Source organism: Maledivibacter sp., from assembly GCA_025210375.1.
Lineage (GTDB): Bacteria > Bacillota > Clostridia > Peptostreptococcales > Caminicellaceae > JAOASB01.
This window is the reverse complement of the sequence record JAOASB010000022.1, coordinates 66,382-90,211: the sequence shown is the minus strand read 5'-3', so window position 1 is coordinate 90,211 and position 23,830 is coordinate 66,382. Positions and strand designations below refer to the sequence as shown.

Below are 23,830 nucleotides of genomic sequence, written 5' to 3'. Positions count from 1 at the left end.
ACTTTATATCAATATTATAACATAGAAAACATGTTAGTTTAAAGACTTTCATTATTCTTGATATTTTGATTTAATATCACTTTATCCGTAATGCTATTTTGGTCTTGTATTAAATCACCATTTTCTTCTTTATTTAATAGGATTTGATTATTTCTTTTTTTCACATTATATTCTCTTTCTTCTACCTCTTTATTTCGTGATAATATCATTTCGTTAAGCTTATTAAGAGCTTTGTTTAATCCGCCTACCTCGTTAATAAGTCCTAGTTCAACTGCTTTTTTACCAATAAGTACAGTCCCAATGTCATTTGCAATTTCATCGGTTTCATTCATTAGTTCCACAAACTTATTTCTTTGAATGTCTGAGGTTCTTATTACGAAGTCAACAATTCTTTCTTGCATTTTTTGAAAATATTTAAAGGTCTGAGGAACTCCGATTACTAATCCGTTCATCCTTATGGGATGAATAGTCATTGTGGCGGTTGGAACGATAAATGAATGATCACATGAGGTAGCTAAGGGTACACCTATACTGTGACTCCCACCCAATACTAAAGAAACCGTTGGCTTTGATAAGCTAGCTATCATTTCTGCTATAGCTAATCCTGCCTCTACATCACCACCAACTGTATTTAGAAGTACTAAAAATCCCTCCACTTCATCATTTTGTTCAATGGCCACTAGCTGGGGAATGATATGCTCATACTTTGTTGATTTATTTTGGGGTGGAGATACACTATGTCCTTCTACATGGCCAATTATGGTCATGAACTGAATATTACTACTTGCACTCGGGAGGTTTTGAGTACCCATTTCTTTAATATTCTTTAAACTAGAATTCTCATTTACTTTTACTTTAGCTTTTTCTGGCTCTTCAGTTTCTGGATTTTCCGAAAATAAATTTGTATTATTTTTAATATCCACTAACAACACTCCTATATTTTATAATACTATCATACAGGGATTTACGTATAAATTAGGCTCTATTATGTAAACCCTATATAGATAATTCATAGGAAGTTTAAAGCATCTTGTATGCTCTCAAACATTCTATGAATCATCTAGGTATTATTATTTTAGCCATAAAAAGAACTACTATACTGAAAATAGTATAGTAGTTCTTGCGTTTTTTGAAGTTTTAGGAAATTTTAATAATTTATTCTTTATTTAAATCAAACTCTTGATGCAATATTTTTACTGCATCCAATAGGTTTTCGCTATTAATCAAACAAGATATGGTGGTATTTGAGTCCGTAGATTGTAAAATCCTTATATTCTCCCTAGATAAAGCCCTAGCTAATCTAGCCATTACTCCAGGAACTCCATGTATTTTATAACCTATAATAGTTACCTTACTACAATTTGTCTTTAATTTATATTCAAGACCATAGCTGTCTAATATATCTTTAATAGTACCTATATCATTTTTTGAAATAGTAAATACCTTTCTGTCATCAAAAAAGTTTATCATATCAATACTTATTCTTTTCTCCGTTAATTCTGTCAAGAGAAAGTCATTACTTTTATCTTCAGCACTGATATTTATAATAACCTGTACTATATCATTCATATGAGCTACTGCAGTAACTAGGTTTTTAATATGATTCCTATTTATTTTAACTCGGGAAAAGGATCGCCTATGATTTATAATGGTCCCATCGGTATCATTAAATGTATTTTTAACCTTTAAAGTCAGATTAGCTCTTTCTGCAATTTCAACGGCTTTAGGATGTATAACCTTTGCTCCACATTTAGCCATTTGATAGACTTCTTGATAGCATAGGGAATCAATTACATTTGCTTCTGAAACAATCCTAGGATCAGCTGTCATCACTCCATCAACATCCGTATATATTTCTACTGACTCAGCATTTAACGCTTCTCCTATAATTGCTGCTGAAGTATCACTTCCCCCTCTACCTAGGGTTGTTATATCTCCACTTTTAGTAACCCCTTGAAAGCCTGTAATTACTATTATCTTATCTTCTTTTAAAAAGTTAATTATATTTGATGGATCAACATTTATAACCTGAGCATCACCAAAATTAGAATCTGTAACTATTCCAGCCTGAAAGCCTGTTAAAGCAACAGCATCATAACCCTTTGATTTTATTGTATTAGCCATAAGAACTGCGGATATGGTTTCACCACAACTCATTAATAGGTCTAATTCTCGACTACTAAGCTCTGAGTAAACAGTGTTGGATAGCTTAAGCAATGTATCCGTTGCATATGGATCACCATTTCTACCAATTGCCGATACAACAACAACAGGAAATTTACCAGAAGACTTAGCTTGGATAACTTTCTCAGCCACTCTATCTCGTAAATCCTTTGTGGCCACAGAAGTTCCTCCAAATTTTTGTACAACAATATCCATATTTATCCCCCTTGTACCATATCTAATGTCAACTACTTACTTAGTTCTATTCTATAGTATGATTGCCGATATAGGGATGTTACTTTACAACTTATAAGTATAAACTATTATTTCCATATTTATTATTATCAAGTTCAATAATAATCATATCGTTTCCAACCTTCTTCACGGCTTCCCAAGGAATTTCAATAAAATCTTTATCGGAGAAAATAGAAAAACCACTTTTTACATCTGGAACTAATAAAGCTTTAATTTTTCCTGTTTTCTCATCTATAAGCAAATCAGATTCTGCAACCATTCCAAGTCTGCAGCCATCACTCAAATTTACTATTTCCTTTCCACCAAGTTCACTAAATTTCATAAATCTCTTCCTCCTTTTTTCTTACCTGTTTGTACTATTTTATAGTTTAGAAGGAAGAAATATGACAATAAAAGATTGTCATAATGTTTAGATGTTTAAATATTTTAAACCAAATTGCTTTTTATATATTCAAAGCTGTGCTTAGCTTCCATTTTATCTAGTTTTCCAACCATTGACAAGCTTACCTTATCCCTATTAAAAATTTTCTTTATGATATCTTGAACATCTGTCATATCAACGCAGTCAATTTTCTTTAAAACCTCTTCCATGGTTCTTATTTTCTTGTCATAGATTTCTGATTTTCCAAGCATAGTCATTATACTGCTTGTACTTTCCAAGCCTAAAATATAATTACCCTTTAACTGCTCCTTAGAACGCTTGAGTTCCTCCAATGTAACATAATTTTTTATTACATTATTTGTTTCATCGGTAATCAATTCAACCACATTTTTGAGCTGAGAAGGATTTAAGCTTACATAAGTAGTAAATAATCCAAAATCTTTATACATACTTGGATGGGTATAGATGGAATAAGCTAAACCATGTTCCTCTCTTATTTTTTGAAATAATCTTGAACTCATACTTCCGCCCAATATATTATTTAAAATAAATAGTGAATATAAACTATCTCCATCATTTGGGATACCCTCAAAGCCTAGGCAAAGATGTACTTGTTCAATATCCTTATTCTTAAAAGTATAGTTACTATGAAAAACTGGTTTTTCTATAGGTCTTTTAGGCACTGAATCAAAATTAAACTGACCAAATTTGCTATTGAGCTGCTCAACCAATCGACTTTCTTCAAAACTTCCAGCAATAGCAATAACTATATTTTCACTATTATAGTTATTTTTCATATAACCTAGCAAATTATTTCTATTTAAAGTCTCAATTGTATCTTGGGTACCTAATATAGGAAATCCCAAAGAATGTTTATTAAATATTGTCTTTGAAAGAGAGTCATAAACTAAATCTTCCGGTGAATCCTCGTACATGCTTATTTCTTCACAGATGACACTTTTTTCCTTTGAAATATCATTTTCATCGAATTTAGAATTCAATAACATATCGCTAAGAATATCAATAGCTATATCTATATGGGAATCTAAGACCTTAGAATAATAGCATGTACACTCCTTGCTAGTAAAAGCATTTAGCTGTCCACCAATACTATCCATGTCAGAAGCTATCTCCTTAGCTATTCTCTTGAATGTACCTTTAAACAACATATGTTCTATGAAGTGGGATATACCATTATTATTTAAAGTTTCCGATGTTGACCCCGTATTAACCCATACCCCAATGGATACAGATCTAACATGGGGAATTTCCTTAGCTATAACCTTAATACCATTATTTAAAATAAATTTTTTATACATTACAATCTCCCTTGCTAATTATCTATACTCTTATTTTTTCAAAACAAGCTACAGCGTGTCTCACTTTTGACCTAAAAAATATAAGGGCATCTGCCCTTTTATTTCTATTTGTATAAGGGATATTTAAAAAATAAACAAGTAAGATGACTAGTTTATTTTTTAAATATGCCTAAGCTAACATCATTATAATTTAGTTTATATATAGATTCAAGTAAAACTATTAATTTTCTAAATCTAACTCAATATAGATTTCCAAAAGTTAAACTTAATTTATACAGCTCAAAACATCCGATGATTCTAGGGATTTTTGATGTGTATAAATTAACTGTTTAACTGGAATATCTATATTTATTCATTATCTTTTAATACATCTGACACAGTCCCGACCTTTATATTTTTTTCCTTTATTGCTTCAATCAAATAATCAAGAGCCTTAACTGTTTCCTTTTTAGGATGCATTAAAACTATAGAGCCCTTTAAAGGCTTTTTTAATACTCTACTTGTTATTTTATCACAAGTAGAATCCTTTCGCCAATCTATTGTATCTATATTCCATAAAATAGTCCTGTAGCCTAATTCCCTGGCTACTTTTAATGTTGTATCACTAAAGTCGCCGGCGGGTGGTGCAAAATATATCATATTATCTCCAAGTATATCCTTAACAATATTATGGGTACTCTCTATTTCCCTCCTATTATCCTCTACACTAATTTTACTGTGCATTCTATGTCCATACCCATGATTACCAATCTCATGACCCTTTTCTTTAATCTTTTTTAAAACATCGGGATTATTTTTAGCCCATCTTCCCGACACAAAAAAAGTTATTCTTACGTCATGTTCTTCAAAAATATCAAGCATGGGTTGAATAAACTCCGTACCCCAGTCCACATTACATGTAAATGCAATATATTCTTTATTAATTCCTTTTCGTAATGGAACTAATTCATCATTTTCAAAAACAGACATTACGGTTTCATTATACATAAAAAAAGAAAAAGTTAAAATTGCTAATAAAATAACAGGTATAACAAAGGTTTTAGTTATTCTTTTCATAAATATCCCCCCTAATTTTATTTTATGAAAAGAGGATGGGATATATACTGCTATAAAATAGACTACATAAAAAAAACATAAATCCCTTTGATTTATGCTAGGTTGTTGACTTTGTCAACAAGATGAATAAAAAAAACATAAACCCTTTTGGTTTATGCTTTTTTATTCTTTTCTTCATCCGCAGCTAATGCAGCTTTTCTGGAAAGATTAATTCTACCCTGCTTATCAATCTCTATAACCTTAACGACAATTTCATCGCCAACTTTAAATAAATCTTCAACCTTACCAATACGTTCCTTTGCTATTTGAGAAATATGCACTAGACCTTCTTTTCCAGGTAATACTTCAACAAATGCCCCAAAGGAAGTTATCCTTACAATTTTTCCTACATAAATTTCTCCTACTTCGACTTCCTTAACAATTTCTTCTATTATTTTTAGTGCTTTATCGCCCTGCTCCATATTATTAGCAGTAATAAATATATCGCCATTATCTTCAATATCTATTTTTACATCGGTTTCAGCAATAATTTTATTAATCGTTTTACCACCTGGTCCGATTATATCACGAATTTTTTCAGGGTCTATTTTTGTCTTCATTACTCTTGGAGCATACTTAGACATCTCATCCCTAGGAACCGAAATTGCTTCGCTCATCTTATTTAGTATAAATAATCTTCCAAGTCTTGCTTGTTCCAATGCTCTTTGTAAAATTGCTTTATCTATTCCATGGATCTTAATATCCATTTGGATAGCTGTAATTCCTTCTTCAGTTCCAGCTACCTTGAAGTCCATATCTCCTAAAAAGTCTTCCATACCTTGAATATCACTAAGTATAGCTACTCTATCATCATCTTTAATTAATCCCATTGCTATACCAGCTACAGGAGCTTTTATAGGTACTCCAGCGTCAAGAAGTGATAATGTACTACCACATACACTGGCTTGGGATGAACTTCCATTTGAGCTAAGTACTTCTGAAACTAATCTTATTGCATAGGGGAAATCTTCTTCTGAAGGTATTACAGGCTCCAATGCCCTTTCAGCCAAGGCACCATGTCCTATTTCCCTTCTGCCTGGTCCCCTTAAAAATCTAGTTTCTCCAACACTATATGGTGGGAAATTATAGTGGTGCATATATCTTTTAGATTCTTGAAGTCCTAATCCATCTAATACCTGTGCATCACCAAGGGCTCCTAAAGTAGATATAGTAAGGGCTTGAGTTTGTCCCCTCGTAAACAACCCTGAACCATGGGTTCTCGGTAATATCCCTACTTCACAGGTTATTTTTCTAATCTCATCTAGTTTTCTATTATCCGGTCTTATTCCATCCTTTGTAATCATTTGCCTTACAAGTTCTTTTACAATACCATCTAAAGAAACCTTTATGTCCTTTTCATTTTCAGGATATTCTTCAACAAATTTATTAACTACTTCTACTCTAACATTTTCCATATTTTCATTACGCTGTTGCTTTTCTTCTGTTCTTATTGCATCCTTCATTTTTTCAATTGCATATTCTCTTACTTTGCTATCTATATCCCCATCAACTTTGAATAATACAACCTCTTGCTTCTCTTTACCAACTTCCTGAGCTACTTTCTCAACAAAGCCAATAATGTTTTTTATCTGCTCATGGGCAAACATTATAGCATCAAGCATTACATCTTCCGAAACTATGTTTGCACCTGCTTCAACCATCATGATAGCATCCTTTGTACCAGAAACAACTAAATGCATATCTGTAAGCACTCTTTGCTCCGCATTAGGATTAACAACAAATTCTCCATCAATTAAACCTATTGTAACTGATCCCGTTGGTCCATCAAAGGGTATATCTGATATAGATAAAGCAATAGATGAACCTATCATTGCTACCATATCTGGAGTACAATCCTGATCCACAGATAGTACAGTTGCTATAACCTGTACATCGTTTCTATATCCCTTTGGGAATAAAGGTCTAATAGGTCTATCTATTAGTCTAGAAGTTAAAACAGCCTTCTCTGTAGGTCTTCCTTCTCTTTTAATAAATCCACCTGGAATTTTCCCTACTGAATACTGTCTTTCCTCAAAATCAACACTTAATGGAAAAAAGTCAATACCTTCTCTAGGTTTGTCAGATGCTGTTGCAGTGACAAGAACAACCGTTTCTCCATAGCTAACCATTACAGCCCCATTAGCTTGTTCAGCTACTTTACCTATTTCCGCCTTAAGCGTTCTACCAGCAAGTTCCATTTCAAAAACTTTAACCATTTTATACCTCCTTCACTAGCGTCTTAGCGTCTAAATACTATTAATATACATAAAGTATATTAGTTTATTTCTACATTTAAATATTATTTCCTACTATGTAATAAAAAAAACCTAATATAGAGAGTTCTAAGTAAATCTTAATTTATAGATATGGAAATATCCAACGTTTCTGGGGATCTTTGATATCTATAAGTTAAAGTTTTGACTAGAATCTCTGTATACTATGCCCAAATAAAATAATGCTACTTTAAAGATTAATAAATTTTCCTAAAAAATATAGAAGCATTTATTATTTCAGTAAAATTCATCTTAAGTTTTAGTATAGCATGACTATAAATGGGTTAATTTTCCTGCAAATGATAAAATAATAGAGCGGGGTAAGCCCGCTCAATACTATTTTCTCAATCCAAGTTTAGCAATTAATGCTCTATATCTTTCGATGTCCTTGTTCTTAAGATAGTTAAGAAGATTTCTTCTTTTACCAACCATCTTTAAAAGACCTCTTCTTGAATGATGATCTTTTTTATGAGTTTTTAAATGATCATTTAATTCATTAATTCTGAAAGTAAGTAATGAGATTTGCACCTCAGGAGAACCAGTATCTGATTCATGAACCTTATGTTCACTTATTATTTGATCCTTAATTTCTTTTGTTAAAGCCATATTGTCACCTCCTCATTATTATCCCCCTATGCCTAGATCAACGTTGGTGAATCGATCATCTAAGCAAAAGGTTCTAGACTAAAAAATTTTAACATAAAAAATGAATATTGTAAATATATAATTTAAAATATATATTATTATCTTATTTTCATTCGTAAAACCTATCACTTAAGAACTGCAAATGATCCCCAAAAGTTATCTAACTGTATCAAAATAGTCCTTGGCATAAGCTTTATCATCATTAATTTGACCATATAACTGATCTACATTATCGAATTTTTTTTCAGCTCTTATTCTATGAAGAAATTCAACTTCGACTTCTTTGCCATATATGTTTTGGTCAAAATCAAATATATTAGTCTCAATATTATAGTTAGTTTGATTAAATGTAGGGTTAAAGCCCACATTTGTTATACTGTTGTATACATTATTGTCTATAATTGTTTTAGTAATATAAACTCCATTTTTAGGAAAACACAGGTTAATATCCACTGAAATATTAGCTGTTGGAAAACCACGCTTTGCACCAAATTGTTTGCCTTTTATAACTTTTCCCTTAATAGAATAATTTCTTCCAAGAAATAAATTTGCCTTGTCCATTAATCCATTAGATATTTGATTTCTAATAGCTGTACTACTTATAATCTCATCATCTATCTTAACCGGAGGCACCACTGTTAAGTCAAATTCATATTTCTTTGAAAAATCCTTTAACATATTTATATCGCCTTCAGCTTTTTTACCAAATCGACAATCCTCACCGACAATCATACAACCCATATTTAATTTATCAAGTAAAATTTTCTCTAAAAAATCCTTGGCACTTATGTTTTGCTGAAAACTATCAAATTTCACTAAAACTAAATAATCAATGCCAATTTTTCTTAACAATTCTATTTTTTGTTGGTTTTTGATAATTAGTCTTGGTGGTTTTTTTGAATTAATTAGCTGCCTCGGATGATTTGCAAATGTGTAAATTACACTTTTTAGGTTCTCTTTTAAGCATCTTTCCTTTAAGGTATTAATCAATGTTAGATGTCCTTTATGAAGCCCATCAAAGGAGCCAAGAGAAACCCCTGTCATATAAGGTATCTTATCTATTTCTTCTAATGAATATATTACTTCCATTGAGCTCTCCTCACTAATTTCTATACAAATAAAAACATATAGTCCCTTCGTTTTAGAACATTTTTTTTATTTTTATATAAGAATTATCTGTCCTTTTATTATATATACCAAGGCCCACAAATTTTTCTTCTATAAAAATCTTTACTAAATCTTTATCTGCTAGTTTAGTATCTGATCTAAAGCTACCTACTTTAATCGATACTCCATTCAAAGTAGACTTAGCCGCTGACGGTACCACATCCACCCTAGGAATATTCTTTAATGGATAATCAACTGAATAGAAATAATTGTTTTTAATAGCTTCTATATCAGACTCTTTAAATTCCTCTATAGTAATTGTGTCTTCAAGCTTAAAAGCACCACTCTTAAGCCTAGCTAAAAAGGACATATGTCCACCTGTACCCAGGGACTCACCTATATCATGACACAATGTTCTAATATATGTTCCTTTAGAACATTTTACATCAAAAAGCACCTTGTTTTCAACAACTTTTAATATATTTATATAATAAATATATATCTTTCTAGCTTCACGCTCAATCTCTTTTCCTTCTCTAGCCAGTTCATAAAGCTTCTTACCTTTGTACTTCAATGCTGAATACATTGGAGGAGTTTGAAGTACCTCTCCCTTGAAAGAATTTATTGCATCAATTATAGCTTTCTCTGAAACTACTTTGTCACTAGTTGATATAATATTTCCCCATCTGTCTTGTGTATCCATAGCCGTACCTAATGTTAATTCTGCTCTATATACCTTCGTGTCATTTTGCATATATTCAATAACCTTAGTAGCTTTACCTATGCACACAGGTAATACCCCTACTGCCATTGGATCCAAGGTTCCAGTGTGTCCTACCTTTTTAAAATTCAACTTTTTTCTTACTACAGATACAACATCATGGGATGTCATATTTGGTGGTTTTAAAATGTTTAGTATTCCTTTCATAGCTTCACCCGTATATATTAAAATTAGAATATATTTTTAAATTTTTTAACCATAATCTCTTTAGCATTTTCCATGGTATCAAATATAGTACATCCTGATGCTTTTTTATGCCCTCCACCATTGAAATCTGCTGCTATAGCACTCACATCTATATCATATTTGGAACGAAACCCTACTTTTATTTCACTTGGAGCCAATTGTTTAAGAAAAACAGCTACCTCAACCCCCTTAATATCACGGGCATATTCGACAATACCATCGGCATTGGCAGAGGTAATGTTATTACTTTCAAACATCTTTTCCGTAACATAAACAACAGCCAGTTTCCCATTATAAAAAATTTCTAATGTGCTTAATGCATCGGCTATAAGCTTAATTCTATTAAATGGCTTATTTTGATATAGCTCAGTAATAATATATGTTGTATCTATACCTGTTTCTAATAAGGATGCCGCTATCCTTAAAGTCTTTGGTGTAGTATTACTATATTTAAAGCTTCCCGTATCCGTGGATAAAGATACATAAAGATAGGTTGCAACTTCCCTATTTATTTCTTGAACTAATTCTTTTATGATCTCATATATTATTTCTCCACAGGAAGAAGCTTTTGAATCCACTATATTATATTTGCCATAATAGGTATTTGTCCTATGATGATCAATATTCAAAATTTCTTCACTCAAATCTAACAGCCTATATCTATCCCCTAATCTTTCAACATCACTGGTATCTATAGTAATTATTAAGTCCAGAGAAGGATTAGAACTTAAAAATAAATTAGTAGACATAATATTATTATCGCCTACTAAAAAGTTTAGATTTGATGGTATTTCATCATCAAGAACAATTGATACATTCTGTCCCAAATGCCTAAGAACATGTCCTAGTGCTAAAGAAGACCCTAATGTATCTCCATCGGGAAGGATATGGGGAAGAATAATTACATTTTTTCTTCCCCTTAATATATTTAAAATATCTTCATTAATCATTATCTTCCACTTCCTGTTTTGAAGGAGTATCCTTGTTCACCTTCTCAATAAGCCTGCTCATATATACTCCTTTTTTTATAGAATCATCAGATTTAAATATTGGTTCAGGTGTATATCTAAGCTTTAAATGTTTTCCTAGTTCTTTTCTTATAAAACCCTTTGCATTATTTAAAGCTTCTATTGTCTCAATAATATCCGAGGTATTGTCAAATGTACTAACATAAATATTAGCAAATCGCAAATCTCCTGTAGTTTCAACATGAGTAATACTTGTCAGTTTTGAAATTCTCGGGTCCTTTAGTTCATTCATTATCATACTACTTATAATTTTTTTTATTTCTTCTGATATTCTACTTGTTCTAGCATAACGCAATTTTTTCACCATCCTTATTGAGGTGTTGATGCCTTATTTTTAATGAAAATCAAAGATTCATAATCCTTTTATTAAAGCTTATGTTCTTGGAATCTCTTCAATTATATATGATTCGATTATATCCCCTTCTTTGATGTCATTATAGTTTTCAAGTCCAATACCACATTCATAACCAGTTTGAACTTCCTTGGCATCATCCTTAAATCTCTTTAATGAAGAAATTTTACCATCTAAAATAACAATTCCATCCCTAACAAGTCTAACATTGGAATTACGAGTAACTTTTCCTTCAAGTACATAGGCACCGGCAATAACACCAACATTTGGTACTTTAAAGGTTGCTCTTACTTCTATTTTACCAAGCAACACTTCTTTATATTCAGGCTCTAACATACCCTTCATAGCAGCTTCTACATCTTCAATAGCTTCATATATAATTCTATATGTTTTTAGGTCGATTCCTTCTCTTTCAGCTAAATTAGTAACACTGGAGGAAGGTCTTACATTAAATCCTATTATAATCGCATTAGAAGCAGATGCTAATAAAATATCTGACTCTGCAATCGTTCCAACAGCTCCATGAATAACATTTACTCTAACTTCTTCATTACTTATTTTTTCTAAGGACTGTCTTAATGCTTCCACAGATCCTTGAGCATCAGCCTTTACGATGACATTTAAATCCTTCACTTGACCTTTTTGTATTTGTTCAAATAGGTCTTCTAATGAAACATTTTGATTTGATCTTAAGTTCTTCTCTCTTATTTCCTGCTGACGTTTTTCAGCATTTACTCTAGCGGTTTTATCATCCTCTACAACTAGGAAATTATTACCAGATTCAGGCACATCGGAGAGTCCTAATATTTCTACTGCAGTTGATGGCCCAGCTTTTTTTAGTCTCTTCCCTTTATGATTGAGCATAGCCCTAACTCTTCCATATGTGTGACCTGCAACTATTGAATCGCCAACCTTAAGGCTTCCAGTTTGAACTATAACAGTAGCAACTGGTCCTCTACCTTTGTCTAGATTTGATTCAATTATAGTTCCGATGGCTGGTCTCTTTGGATTAGCTTTAAGCTCAAGCATTTCAGAAACTAAAATTACCATTTCCAATAGCTGGTCAATCCCTTCACCCTTTAAAGCTGAAACCGGTACACTTACAACATCTCCACCCCATTCTTCAATGAGGACTCCATGCTCTGACAGTTCTTGTTTTACTCTATCTGGGTTAGCATTATCCTTATCAATCTTATTTACAGCTACTATTAGTGGAACATTAGCAGCCTTAGCATGATTTATAGCCTCAATAGTTTGTGGCATAACTCCATCATCAGCAGCTACTACCAATATAGCTATATCTGTAATTTGAGCCCCTCTAGCACGAAGTGTAGTAAAAGCCTCATGACCAGGTGTATCCAAAAATACTATTTTTTCACCATTTATTCTAACTTCCGAAGCACCAATATGCTGAGTAATACCTCCTGCTTCACCAGCAGTAACCTCAGTTTGTCTTATGGCATCTAATAGAGAAGTTTTCCCATGGTCAACGTGTCCCATAACAGTTACAATAGGAGCCCGTTTTTCTAGATCCTTTGGGTCATCTACTATCTGATCAAATATATTCTCCTCTTCATCTGTTACAACTTCTAATTTAGCAGTAAATCCATATTCATCTGCTATTAACTCAGCTGTCTCAAATTCTATCTCTTGATTTAATGCAGCCATAATTCCCAAGCCCATTAATTTCATAATCAAGTCATTTGGATTAACATTAATTTTTTCAGCAAGCTCTTTAACAACTATTCTTTCTGATAGCACTAATTCTTTATTTTCAATACTGTTATTTTCATTAGACAAATTATCTTCCTCGCTTTTTTTATCTTTATCTTTTTTCGTTTTTAATTTCTCTTTGTTATTAGATTTACTATTTTGTTCCTCTTTATCATAATCAGTTTTGTTACCGGTATCATCGCTGCTATTATCATCGGTATCGTCATCTGATTGATAGTATTCAAGAATAAGATTGGTCTCCTCATCCTCTAGAGTACTCATATGATTAACTACATCAAGGCCAAATTCATTGAGCTTAGCTATGAGTTCCTTGCTTGAAACCCCAAGTTCCTTAGCTAACTGATAAACCCTAGTCTTTGACATATGCTTCACCCCCTATGGTATTTACGAACTAAGTTTTGTTTTCATAAAGGCCTAAAACTTTTTTTGCAAATTTAGAATCCTTTATACCGAATATCGTCCGATTATATTTACCTATGGCATTTGATAGCTCATCCTTATTAGCAAAAACTATATACGGAATATTTCTTGAATTAGATATACTAATAAACTTTTCCTTACTGTTTTTGGACGCATCTTCGGAAATAATAATAAGCTTAATCTTATTTTTTTTTATATAAAGCTCAACCGTATTTTCTCCTGAAAAAACATTTCCGGATTTTTGAGCAAAACCAAGTAGTGTTAAAATCCTATCTTTAGCCATTTTTAAGCTCCTCAATTAACTTTTCATATATATCTACTGGTATTTCCTGTCCAAAAGCTCTATTTAAGGATTTCTTTTTCTGAGCAGCCTTTAAGCATTCTTCATTAGGACAAATATAAGCACCTCTTCCGTGGGCTTTTCCTGTAAAATCAACACTAATTTTACCCTCTTTATCTTTTACAATTCTAATTAGCTGTTTTTTATTTTTTTGTTCATTACAGCCCACGCACTTCCTCAGAGGTATTTTCCTTTGATTCATAAACATACCTCCTTGCAAAATATTATTATAAATCTATAAAAATCACAATAAGACTTTTATAAAGAACCATCATATTGTGATTCACTTTTTATATCTATTTTCCATGCGGTCAATTTTGCCGCTAATCTTGCATTTTGTCCTTCTTTACCTATAGCCAATGATAATTGATAATCAGGCACAACAACTAAGGCCGATTTATCTTCATCATTAATTTCAACCTTTAATACTTTAGAAGGACTTAAAGAATTTGATATGAATTTCGATGGATCCTCATCCCATTTGATTATATCTATTTTTTCTCCTCTAAGCTCATCTACTATATTTTGTACTCTAACACCTCTTTGCCCTACACAAGCCCCTACCGGATCTATATTGGGATCAGAAGAATACACAGCAATCTTTGTTCTAGATCCCGCTTCCCTAGATATTCCTTTTATCTCAACAATACCATCATGGATTTCCGGCACCTCTAACTCAAATAACCTTTTAACAAGACCAGGATGGGTTCTTGATACTGCTATCTGAGGCCCTTTAGTAGTCTTTTTCACTTCGACTATATAGGTTTTTATCCTATTCCCATGTTTATATACTTCCCCTTGAATTTGTTCATTAGCAAGAAGCACCGCTTCTATTTTTCCAAGGTTTATATAAACCGTACCTTTACTTATTCTTTGTACAATTCCAGTTACAATTTCACTTTCTCTATTTACATATTCTTGAAATATTACAGATCTCTCTGCTTCTCTTATCCTCTGAACAACAACCTGCTTAGCAGTTTGTGCAGCAATTCTACCAAAGTTTCTAGGCGTTACTTCTCTTTCTACAATATCCTCTATTTCATAATTTGGATCAATTTTTTTGGCTTCTTCAAGGCTTATTTCAAATAAATCGGTTTCCACCTCTTCAACAACCTCTTTCCTAGAATAAACCTTCACAGACCCATTTTCTCTGTCTATTGTAACTTTTACATTTTGGGCCGAGCCAAAATTTTTCTTATAAGCTGTTATTAATGCTGCCTCTATAGCATCAAGTAAAGTTTCCTTAGTTATTCCCTTTTCTTTTTCAAGCTGGTCTAAGGCATCAAACAATTCATTTTTCACAATTTATACCCCCTAATCGAAGTTGATTGAAAGCTTAATCAAAGCAACTTTATCCCTCGGTATTTCAAGATTTCCTTTTTCTTCTCTATCAATCATGATTTTATTATTCTGCAATCCAAGTAGTTTACCTTTAATAATTTTCTCGCCATTTAACGTATGATATAAACGAGCTTCTACTAATCTGCCCTTATATTTTTGGAAGTCAGCATCTTTTTTGAGGGGTCTTTCTATACCCGGTGATGATACCTCAAGAAAATAATTTTCCTCAACAGGATCTACCTCATCAAGTTTTTGGCTTAAATACTCACTTACCTGCTGACAATCATCTAATCCTAAACCCTCTTCTTTATCTAAGTAAACTCTAAGATATCTATGTTGACCCTCTTTAACAAATTCTACTTCAACCAATTCTAGATCTTTTCCCTTTAAAAATGGTAGGAGAATGTCTTCAACCATATCTACGACTCGCTTCTTTTTCAACTTCAAACCTCCTTTTAAAATTCTCTATAAACGTATTTTTCCGTAAAATACTACACTATATACCTATAGAGATAAAATCCTGTGTATGTAATAAATACATGTAAATAGACTTACAATGACAAAGAGTGGGAAAGTCCCACTCTTAAACGAAATACACATTATTATATGGAAATTATATCATAATGAGTAAATGTGTGCAACTTTAAATTGAAACTTAGTAAAATACTTCCCTTCAACCTATGGGTATAAATAAATAATAGTTCTTAGAATAATGAAAGCTGATTTGATTGTGGAAGATCATGTAAGCATCCATGATTTTTTAGAGTTTCTATTACGGTTTTTGTGACCCTGGTTCTTAATCTAACATCTTCTATGGAAAGAAACTCACCACTATCCCTTTCTTCAGCAATCTTTTTAGCAGCATTTTCCCCTACACCCTGTAATGCCCTTAAAGGAGGAAGTATGCAATTATCCTTAATAAGGAATTTATCGGAATGGGATTCATATAAATTGACTTTTTTAAAACTAAAACCCCTACAATACATTTCATATGCAACTTCTAATACTGTAAGTAAATCCTTTTCTTTTTGCGTAGCCCCATTTCCTATTTCCGTTAATTCATTTATTTTATTAACCACGGCTTCTTTACCATTACAAATCAAATCCGCATCAAAATCATCCACCTTAATAGAAAAATATGTGGAATAGAAGGCAAGGGGATAATGTACTTTAAAATAAGCAATCCTAAAGGACATCATAACATATGCAACGGCATGTGCCTTAGGAAACATGTACTTTATTTTTTTACAAGATTGTATATACCATCTTGGAACATTATTTTCATTCATGAGCTTTTCATGTTCAGGAGTCAGCCCCTTACCCTTTCTAACTTTCTCCATAATAGTAAAGGCAGCCTTTGGTGGTAGTCCCTTTAATATAAGGTAGTTCATTATATCGTCCCTTGTAGATATAACATTCTTAAGTTCAGCCGTTCCCTGCCTTACTAATTCCTGTGCATTATTTATCCAAACATCGGTACCATGGGAAAGTCCACTAATTCTAACTAACTCCGCAAAGGTTGTTGGTTGTGTGTCTACTAGCATTTGTCTTACGAATTTAGTTCCAAATTCTGGTATACCAAGTGAACCTACTTCTATTTTAAAATCTTTGTCTACTAATTTTAATGGTTCCGTCGAGGTAAATATTTTTACGGTTTCTTGATCATCAAGGGAGATACTTTGAGGATCTATTTGTGTAATTTCCTCAAGCATTTTTATAATGGTCGGAACGTCGTGGCCAAGTATGTCTAGCTTTAACAATCTACCGCTTATGGCATGATAGTCGAAATGGGTAGTAATTACTCCCGAAGACTTATCATTTGCAGGATACTGAACCGGTGTAAAATCATGTACATCCTTATAGTTTGGTACAACCATAATACCACCTGGATGTTGCCCTGAAGTCCGTTTAACTCCTGTACAGCCAGCAGAAAGTCTTAATACTTCCCTACTGTTTACAGTCATTTCTTTTTGTTCAAAATATTTTCTAGCAAAACCAAATGCCGTTTTATCGGCTATGGTACCAATGGTACCGGCTCTAAATACATATCCACTACCGAATAGTTCTTCCGTATACTTATGGGCAACGGACTGATACTCTCCTGCAAAGTTAAGGTCAATATCAGGTTCTTTGTCACCTTCAAAGCCTAAAAAGGTTTCAAAGGGAATAGCGTGACCATCCTTTATGTAATTGGTATTACAATTTGGACAGATTTTATCCGGTAAATCGGCTCCACTTTCATAGGACCCATCGGTAATAAATTCAGATTTTTTACAGTTTGGGCATACATAGTGGGGAACTAATGGATTAACCTCTGTTATATCGCTCATGGTTGCTACAAAGGATGATCCTACAGATCCCCTTGAACCAACAAGATATCCATCTCTTAGAGACTTGGTAACTAGTTTTTGTGCAATGATATACATAACAGCATACCCATTGCTGATTATGGAATTTAATTCCCTATCCAGTCTTTTTTGTACTATTTCAGGCATAGGCTCCCCATATATACCAATTGCCTTTTTATAACACATCTCCCTTAGGTCTTCATCAGCACCCTCAATTTTAGGAGGATATGTCTCCTCGGGTATAGGTAATATATTTTCAACTGAATCAGCAATTGCATTTGGATTTTTTATGACTAAATCATATGCAGTTTCATCATCGAGATAACTAAAATCATTTAACATCTCATTTGTTGTTTTAAAGTATATAGGAGGCTGATTGTCTGCATCGGAATATCCTTGTCCAGTCATAAGTATCTTTCTAAAAATAGAATCCTGTTCATCTAGGAAGTGAACGTCGCCTGTGGCAACGACTATTTTATTGTATTTCTTACCAAGCTCTATAATCCTCTTATTTATTTCCTTTAAGTCATCGAAGCTTTTGACTATCCCCTTTTCTATCATAAAACTATTATTTTCTATGGGTTGTACCTCAAGAAAGTCATAGAACTTGACTATATCTTCAATTTCTTTATCACTCTTATTATTTACTATTGCCCTATATAGCTCTCCCGCCTCACATGCAGTACCTATTATTAAACCTTCCCTCATGGACCTAAGCATACTTTTAGGTATTCTTGGTCTTTTATAAAATGTTTCTAGGTGAGAATGGGTGACAAGTTTGTAGAGATTTTTTAACCCCGTATAATCCTTAACCAAGATATTTATATGATATGTATCAAGCTTAGTATAATCAACCTTATCACTTAAAAGGGTATTTACTTCATCAAGGGTACTTATATTCTTTTCCTTTAAAATTTTCAATAAATTAATAAATATTTCACCAGTAGCCTTAGCATCATCAACTGCACGATGATGGTTTTCAAGACTAATTTTAAAGTGCTTAGCCAATACATTCAATTTATATCGTTTTAGGGATGGTACCAAAAGTCTACTCAATGATAGTGTATCCAAAACAGTATTATCAAAATCAAGAACGAGTTTTCTGCAATTCTCTTTTATAAATGAGGTATCAAAGGATGCATTATGGGCCACTACGGGGTCATTTCCTATAAATTCTATAAATTGAGGTAATACCTTATCAATAGTTGGTTTATCCCTAACCATATCATCGGTAATGCCTGTTAATTCAATTATTTTTTGGGGTATTTTTATCTCCGGATTAATTAAAGCAGAAAAGTTATCAATAATTTCTCCATTTTTAACTTTTACAGCTCCTATTTCCGTTATTTTATCATGCTTAAAGGAAAGACCTGTTGTTTCTATATCGAAAACCACATATGTATCATCTAAGCTTTGGTTATTGCTGTTTTGAACCAATGGAGAACCATCGTTCATTATGTAGCCTTCTATTCCATAGATTATTTTAATACCATGCTTTTTCCCAGCTGATATAGCCTCTGGATAGGCCTGAACCACACCATGATCTGTTATTGCTATGGCTTTATGTCCCCAATCTGCAGCTCTTTTAATCAAATCAGCGGCATTACAAATCCCATCCATGGAACTCATCTTTGTATGGGCATGGAGTTCTACCCTTTTTTCCTCACTATTGTCCATCCTTGCTTGATCTGCCCTAGAGGATTTATTGATATCCCTAGCCATAATTATTACTTCTTTTTCAAAGGTATCGTATCTAACAGCACCTTTAATCCTATAATAGCTTCCCTTTGAAATATTTCCATCCAATTCCTTAGCATCATCTTTTTCAACAAATATCTTTACGCCTATTGATGATGTATAGTCTGTAACCGATAGGGTTAAGAGTACCTTTCCACTTCTAAGCTCTCTGCTTTCTTTGTCAAACACCTTTCCTTCAATACAAACTATACCATCCTCTTCAGATAAGCCCTTTATTCTGACAACTTCCCCTTTTATTTTTCTTCCAAGTATGTTTGGGTTCTCTGATTTAGATACCCTACTGTTTTTCTTGTTTTCCTTTGGAGCAGGATTACTTGACATTATTTTTGTTAATATTGAATTAAGTTCCTTCTCCTTTTCCTTTAGATACGTGTTGTCATTACCTGAATCCTCACATTCATCTCTCTTAAGTACAACCTTCACATTTTTATTGATATCAGTTCTATATATATCCTCTATTAGTCTATGACATTTTTTAAGATTGAGATTTTCTAGACCAACAGCATTTCCTATACATATTTCTAATGTCGATCTTGAATCATCATAGCTTCTTTTACAATTTTTAAGCCATCCTAACATAGATGGGCTCTTCATTTTAATCTCATATATTATATTATCCCAATAATCTAGTATAAGTTTTTCCATATCATCGGGCAAAGATTTGTACATTGTATTTATTGAAACATCTTTAACAAATGGTAATTTCTTATTTATATCTTTCTTAAGATTAGAAAGGCTTTCTTTATAGATAATTTGACTAGGAACTAATGTTAAACTGATAATTTTTAAGTCAGTATTGTATTTTATTGATTCAAGGTAAATATTTGATTGGTTATTAAGAAAGCTTTTCAAGTTATCATATGCTGTATTTTGATTCATTTATTTACCCCCCATATAAAAGTTCTAAGTGATAAGTTCTAAGCTCTAAGGTTTAGGTCATAGCTTTTGGGTTTTTTATCTTTCACAGACAAAATAGAATGACCCACAAATACTTAGAACTTTGAACTTAGAACTTAGAACTTCTAAGGGTACTTTACTCCCCTTTGGCTATTTTCTTTACTTCTTCTAAAACAGCATCTATTATTTCATTCTCTGAAACTTTTCTAATTATTTTTCCTTTTTTAAAGAGAAGTGCGGAGCCCTTTCCTCCAGCTATACCTAAATCAGCTTCCCTTGCTTCGCCGGGTCCATTAACTGCACAACCCATAACCGCAACTGTTATAGGAAGTTTTACATGACTTAGGTTCTTTTCTATTTCTTTAGTCAACTGTACTAAATCGATTTGAGTTCTTCCACAGGTAGGACAAGATATGAAATTTATACCAAAATTTCGAATATCTAATGATTGTAATATTTCTTTAGCTACTTTTACTTCTTCTATGGGATCTCCCGTTAAGGAAACTCTCAATGTATCACCTACACCATTTAATAATAATGCCCCAATACCGATTGAAGATTTTATTGTTCCTCGCCAAACAGTTCCCGCCTCAGTTATTCCTATATGAAGGGGATAATCAACCCTTTCAACTAGAAGCTTATATGCATCAAGGGTTAATTTTACATCCGATGCCTTAAGGGAAATAATAGTTTTATCAAAGTCCAAGGCTTCTAAAATATTTACATGCTCCATAGCACTCTCTACTAACGCCCTAGGAGTGACCCCATATTTTTGGATAACACTTTTTTCAAGAGAACCTGCATTCACGCCTATACGAATAGGTATTTCTCTAGACTTAGCCTCCCAAACTATTTTCTTAACCCTTTCTATATCACCAATATTACCGGGATTTATTCTTAATTTATCTATACCATTCTCCATACATTTGAGTGCCAATCGATAATCGAAGTGTATGTCTGCTACTAAGGGTATGGATATGCTTTTCTTTATTTGTGACACCGCCATAGCTGCTTCCATATCGGGAATGGCAATTCTAACTATTTCACAACCTGTTTCTTCCAAGCCCTTTATCTGATAGATAGTTTTATTAATATCCCTTGTATCAGTATTGGTCATAGACTGTATAGAAACCGGAGAATTACCTCCTATATATAGGTTTCCACATCTAACTTTTTTAGTTCTTCTTCTATTTATGTTCACTTCATCACCGCCTAAAGCAGATTAAATCTTATTATGTCCTTATATACGACCAGTACCATCAAAGCAATCAAAACAACGAAGCCAATCATATGAACAAAGCCCTCTTTTTCAGGATCAACAGGACTTCCTTTAATCATCTCAATTATAGCAAATATTATTCTGCCTCCATCAAGGGCCGGAAAGGGAAGAATATTTATGATAGCTAAATTTATCGAGATCACCGCAGCCAAGGATAATAAAGAAAATATGCTAATGCTGGCTGCTTCCCCTACATAATGGAACATCCCAATGGGTCCAACAACATCCTCAGCAGATCCTTGCCCCCTTAAAAAGTTAAAGAGAAATTCAAATATCTGCTTCATAACTAGAAAAACATTTCCTACAGCTGATTTAACCGACTTTATTACAGACTTTTCCATAGCCGGTGTAATACCTATAAGGTATCTATTAGTTTTTTTGTCCAGCTTAGGTGTTATATCAAAGGATAGCTTTTCCCCATTTCTTAATACATTTACTTTTAAAATCCTATCCTCATTTTCACCTATGGTTTCAACTATATCATCCCAGCTGTTTATGTCGACTTCGTTTATTTTTATAATCTCATCTCCTGCTTTTAAACCAACTATTTCCGCAGGAGAATCCTCTGTTATTTTATCTATTGTATTAACTGGGGCACCAAAATTAAATGCAATTATGGTAAGTAGTATTACAGCCAGCACTATATTCATGATGGGTCCAGCTGCTAAGACTGCCATTCTTTGTAATGGAGTTTTAGATGAAAAGCTCCTTTCATCATCTGAAACTTCATCTTCTCCTTCCATGTGTACATATCCCCCAATAGGTAAAATCCTTAAAGAATATTCTGTTTCCCTGCCTTGATAGCTTAATAGCTTAGGTCCCATGCCCAGTGCAAACTTATGGACTTTAATGTTATTCAATTTCGCCACAGCAAAATGACCAAATTCATGGAAAAATACTAGTAGCCCAAACACAAAGATAAAACTAATAATTGAAATAATAGTATACATACAATCCCACCTTAGAAAGATTTATTTATATATTCTCTAGTGTTTTTATCTGTCTCAATTATATCATTTAAATCAGGTTTATTTATTAAATAATGATTCTTCATTGCTTTTTCTATTCTATCGGGTATATCATAGAAACTAATTTTATTGTTTAGGTACTGCATTACAAGCTCTTCATTAGCAGCATTTAATACCGTGGGCATGGTTCCCCCGGCACGTATAGCCTCATAAGCTAAAGGAAGACATGGAAAAGTATCCATATCAGGTTTTTCAAAGGTCAGCTTGTTATACTTTTCAAAATTTAAACCTTTAGAATAGGACTTGACTCTTTCTGGATATGTAAGTGCATACTGTATTGGGATTCTCATGTCTGGAATACCAAGCTGAGCTAAAACTGAATTATCTATGAATTCTACCATAGAATGAATGACACTTTGAGGATGTATTACTACGTCAATTTGTTCCACCTCAAGGTCAAATAACCACTTCGCCTCTATAACTTCAAGTCCCTTATTCATTAAGGTTGCCGAATCTATAGATATTTTTCTTCCCATTGACCAGTTGGGATGTTTCAGAGCATCCCTAGCCACAGCGTCGGAAAGCTGTTCTTTTTTTAGGCCTCTAAATGGACCTCCAGAAGCCGTTAATATGATCCTTTTAACTTCTTTATCCTTAGCACCCTGCAAGCATTGGAAAATAGCACTATGTTCACTATCCACAGGTAGTATATCTACACCCCTTAACTCAGCTTCCTTCATTACTAGCTCACCGGCCGTAACCAAGGTTTCTTTATTTGCAAGGGCAATGGTTTTACCAGCTTTAATAGCCATAAGGGTTGGAACAAGTCCTATATTGCCAACCACGGATGTAACAACTATATCAACTTTGCTAAGAGTGGATATCTCATTTAGTCCATCAATTCCACATAATATCTTAACATTTGAATTAACGACTCTACTTTTTAATTCTTTAGCATTATTCTCATCGTATACAGCCACATATTCTGGTTTAAACTCCTGAATTTGTTTCAGTAATAAATCAATATTATTATTACCACTTATAGCTATTATCTTAAATGCATCGGGATAATTTCTAATCACATCTAGAGTTTGTGTACCAATTGAACCAGTCGATCCTAAAATAGTTATATTCTTCATACGTTAATCCCCCAGCATCC

General features: G+C 32.9%; 20 protein-coding genes. All 20 read right to left on the bottom strand.

Annotated features, from left to right (window positions below; genetic code table 11):
* Positions 1 to 38 precede the first annotated feature (38 nt).
* Complete coding sequence (locus N4A68_07310) at positions 39 to 812, bottom strand: ATP-dependent Clp protease proteolytic subunit (GenBank protein ID MCT4564115.1); 774 nt, start codon at positions 810 to 812, stop codon at positions 39 to 41.
* Between the two features lie 343 nt (positions 813 to 1,155).
* Positions 1,156 to 2,379: an aspartate kinase gene (gene dapG, locus N4A68_07305; protein ID MCT4564114.1), complete on the bottom strand. Its 1,224-nt coding sequence runs from the start codon at positions 2,377 to 2,379 to the stop codon at positions 1,156 to 1,158.
* Between the two features lie 91 nt (positions 2,380 to 2,470).
* Positions 2,471 to 2,740, bottom strand: coding sequence for a YlmC/YmxH family sporulation protein (locus N4A68_07300; GenBank protein MCT4564113.1), 270 nt, complete (start codon positions 2,738 to 2,740; stop codon positions 2,471 to 2,473).
* A gap of 104 nt (positions 2,741 to 2,844) precedes the next feature.
* Positions 2,845 to 4,119, bottom strand: coding sequence for an insulinase family protein (locus tag N4A68_07295; protein ID MCT4564112.1), 1,275 nt, complete (start codon positions 4,117 to 4,119; stop codon positions 2,845 to 2,847).
* A 348-nt stretch (positions 4,120 to 4,467) separates the two neighbouring features.
* Positions 4,468 to 5,175: a polysaccharide deacetylase family protein gene (locus N4A68_07290; GenBank protein ID MCT4564111.1), complete on the bottom strand. Its 708-nt coding sequence runs from the start codon at positions 5,173 to 5,175 to the stop codon at positions 4,468 to 4,470.
* Between the two features lie 152 nt (positions 5,176 to 5,327).
* On the bottom strand, positions 5,328 to 7,430 hold the full coding sequence (locus N4A68_07285) for a polyribonucleotide nucleotidyltransferase (protein ID MCT4564110.1): 2,103 nt from the start codon (positions 7,428 to 7,430) through the stop codon (positions 5,328 to 5,330).
* 393 nt (positions 7,431 to 7,823) lie between these two features.
* Positions 7,824 to 8,093, bottom strand: a complete 270-nt coding sequence (gene rpsO / locus N4A68_07280; protein MCT4564109.1) for a 30S ribosomal protein S15 — start codon at positions 8,091 to 8,093, stop codon at positions 7,824 to 7,826.
* A gap of 195 nt (positions 8,094 to 8,288) precedes the next feature.
* The gene (locus N4A68_07275) at positions 8,289 to 9,221 is read right to left on the bottom strand and encodes a bifunctional riboflavin kinase/FAD synthetase (GenBank protein MCT4564108.1); all 933 of its coding nucleotides are present in this window, start codon (positions 9,219 to 9,221) and stop codon (positions 8,289 to 8,291) included.
* Between the two features lie 52 nt (positions 9,222 to 9,273).
* Entirely contained in the window at positions 9,274 to 10,167 is an 894-nt protein-coding gene (gene truB / locus N4A68_07270) for a tRNA pseudouridine(55) synthase TruB (protein ID MCT4564107.1), read from the bottom strand.
* A 23-nt stretch (positions 10,168 to 10,190) separates the two neighbouring features.
* Positions 10,191 to 11,156, bottom strand: a complete 966-nt coding sequence (locus N4A68_07265; GenBank protein ID MCT4564106.1) for a bifunctional oligoribonuclease/PAP phosphatase NrnA — start codon at positions 11,154 to 11,156, stop codon at positions 10,191 to 10,193.
* A complete protein-coding gene (gene rbfA / locus N4A68_07260) occupies positions 11,149 to 11,541 on the bottom strand; it encodes a 30S ribosome-binding factor RbfA (protein ID MCT4564105.1) in 393 nt (130 codons plus the stop codon). The genes N4A68_07265 and rbfA overlap by 8 nt, the downstream gene beginning before the upstream one ends.
* 66 nt (positions 11,542 to 11,607) lie before the next feature.
* On the bottom strand, positions 11,608 to 13,683 hold the full coding sequence (infB, locus tag N4A68_07255; protein MCT4564104.1) for a translation initiation factor IF-2: 2,076 nt from the start codon (positions 13,681 to 13,683) through the stop codon (positions 11,608 to 11,610).
* A 28-nt stretch (positions 13,684 to 13,711) separates the two neighbouring features.
* Complete coding sequence (locus tag N4A68_07250) at positions 13,712 to 14,023, bottom strand: ribosomal L7Ae/L30e/S12e/Gadd45 family protein (GenBank protein MCT4564103.1); 312 nt, start codon at positions 14,021 to 14,023, stop codon at positions 13,712 to 13,714.
* Positions 14,016 to 14,282: a YlxR family protein gene (locus tag N4A68_07245; GenBank protein MCT4564102.1), complete on the bottom strand. Its 267-nt coding sequence runs from the start codon at positions 14,280 to 14,282 to the stop codon at positions 14,016 to 14,018. Before N4A68_07245 ends, N4A68_07250 begins: the two co-directional genes overlap by 8 nt.
* 56 nt (positions 14,283 to 14,338) lie before the next feature.
* A complete protein-coding gene (gene nusA / locus N4A68_07240) occupies positions 14,339 to 15,382 on the bottom strand; it encodes a transcription termination factor NusA (protein MCT4564101.1) in 1,044 nt (347 codons plus the stop codon).
* Positions 15,383 to 15,394: 12 nt separating this feature from the next.
* On the bottom strand, positions 15,395 to 15,862 hold the full coding sequence (locus N4A68_07235) for a ribosome maturation factor RimP (protein MCT4564100.1): 468 nt from the start codon (positions 15,860 to 15,862) through the stop codon (positions 15,395 to 15,397).
* Positions 15,863 to 16,125: 263 nt separating this feature from the next.
* Positions 16,126 to 20,406, bottom strand: a complete 4,281-nt coding sequence (locus tag N4A68_07230) for a PolC-type DNA polymerase III (protein ID MCT4564099.1) — start codon at positions 20,404 to 20,406, stop codon at positions 16,126 to 16,128.
* 154 nt (positions 20,407 to 20,560) lie between these two features.
* Entirely contained in the window at positions 20,561 to 21,619 is a 1,059-nt protein-coding gene (ispG, locus tag N4A68_07225; protein ID MCT4564098.1) for a flavodoxin-dependent (E)-4-hydroxy-3-methylbut-2-enyl-diphosphate synthase, read from the bottom strand.
* 17 nt (positions 21,620 to 21,636) lie between these two features.
* Positions 21,637 to 22,653 (bottom strand): RIP metalloprotease RseP, encoded by a 1,017-nt coding sequence (gene rseP / locus N4A68_07220; GenBank protein MCT4564097.1) that lies wholly within the window; start codon positions 22,651 to 22,653, stop codon positions 21,637 to 21,639.
* 11 nt (positions 22,654 to 22,664) lie between these two features.
* Positions 22,665 to 23,810: a 1-deoxy-D-xylulose-5-phosphate reductoisomerase gene (locus N4A68_07215; GenBank protein ID MCT4564096.1), complete on the bottom strand. Its 1,146-nt coding sequence runs from the start codon at positions 23,808 to 23,810 to the stop codon at positions 22,665 to 22,667.
* Positions 23,811 to 23,830 lie beyond the last annotated feature (20 nt).

Coding starts and splice junctions, on each gene's coding strand:
- N4A68_07310 (MCT4564115.1), bottom strand. CDS start 812: ATGGGTACTCAAAACCTCCCGAGTGCAAGTAGTAATATTCAGTTCATG.
- dapG (MCT4564114.1), bottom strand. CDS start 2,379: ATGGATATTGTTGTACAAAAATTTGGAGGAACTTCTGTGGCCACAAAG.
- N4A68_07300 (MCT4564113.1), bottom strand. CDS start 2,740: ATGAAATTTAGTGAACTTGGTGGAAAGGAAATAGTAAATTTGAGTGAT.
- N4A68_07295 (MCT4564112.1), bottom strand. CDS start 4,119: ATGTATAAAAAATTTATTTTAAATAATGGTATTAAGGTTATAGCTAAG.
- N4A68_07290 (MCT4564111.1), bottom strand. CDS start 5,175: ATGAAAAGAATAACTAAAACCTTTGTTATACCTGTTATTTTATTAGCA.
- N4A68_07285 (MCT4564110.1), bottom strand. CDS start 7,430: ATGGTTAAAGTTTTTGAAATGGAACTTGCTGGTAGAACGCTTAAGGCG.
- rpsO (MCT4564109.1), bottom strand. CDS start 8,093: ATGGCTTTAACAAAAGAAATTAAGGATCAAATAATAAGTGAACATAAG.
- N4A68_07275 (MCT4564108.1), bottom strand. CDS start 9,221: ATGGAAGTAATATATTCATTAGAAGAAATAGATAAGATACCTTATATG.
- truB (MCT4564107.1), bottom strand. CDS start 10,167: ATGAAAGGAATACTAAACATTTTAAAACCACCAAATATGACATCCCAT.
- N4A68_07265 (MCT4564106.1), bottom strand. CDS start 11,156: ATGATTAATGAAGATATTTTAAATATATTAAGGGGAAGAAAAAATGTA.
- rbfA (MCT4564105.1), bottom strand. CDS start 11,541: ATGGTGAAAAAATTGCGTTATGCTAGAACAAGTAGAATATCAGAAGAA.
- infB (MCT4564104.1), bottom strand. CDS start 13,683: ATGTCAAAGACTAGGGTTTATCAGTTAGCTAAGGAACTTGGGGTTTCA.
- N4A68_07250 (MCT4564103.1), bottom strand. CDS start 14,023: ATGGCTAAAGATAGGATTTTAACACTACTTGGTTTTGCTCAAAAATCC.
- N4A68_07245 (MCT4564102.1), bottom strand. CDS start 14,282: ATGAATCAAAGGAAAATACCTCTGAGGAAGTGCGTGGGCTGTAATGAA.
- N4A68_07230 (MCT4564099.1), bottom strand. CDS start 20,406: ATGAATCAAAATACAGCATATGATAACTTGAAAAGCTTTCTTAATAAC.
- rseP (MCT4564097.1), bottom strand. CDS start 22,653: ATGTATACTATTATTTCAATTATTAGTTTTATCTTTGTGTTTGGGCTA.
- N4A68_07215 (MCT4564096.1), bottom strand. CDS start 23,810: ATGAAGAATATAACTATTTTAGGATCGACTGGTTCAATTGGTACACAA.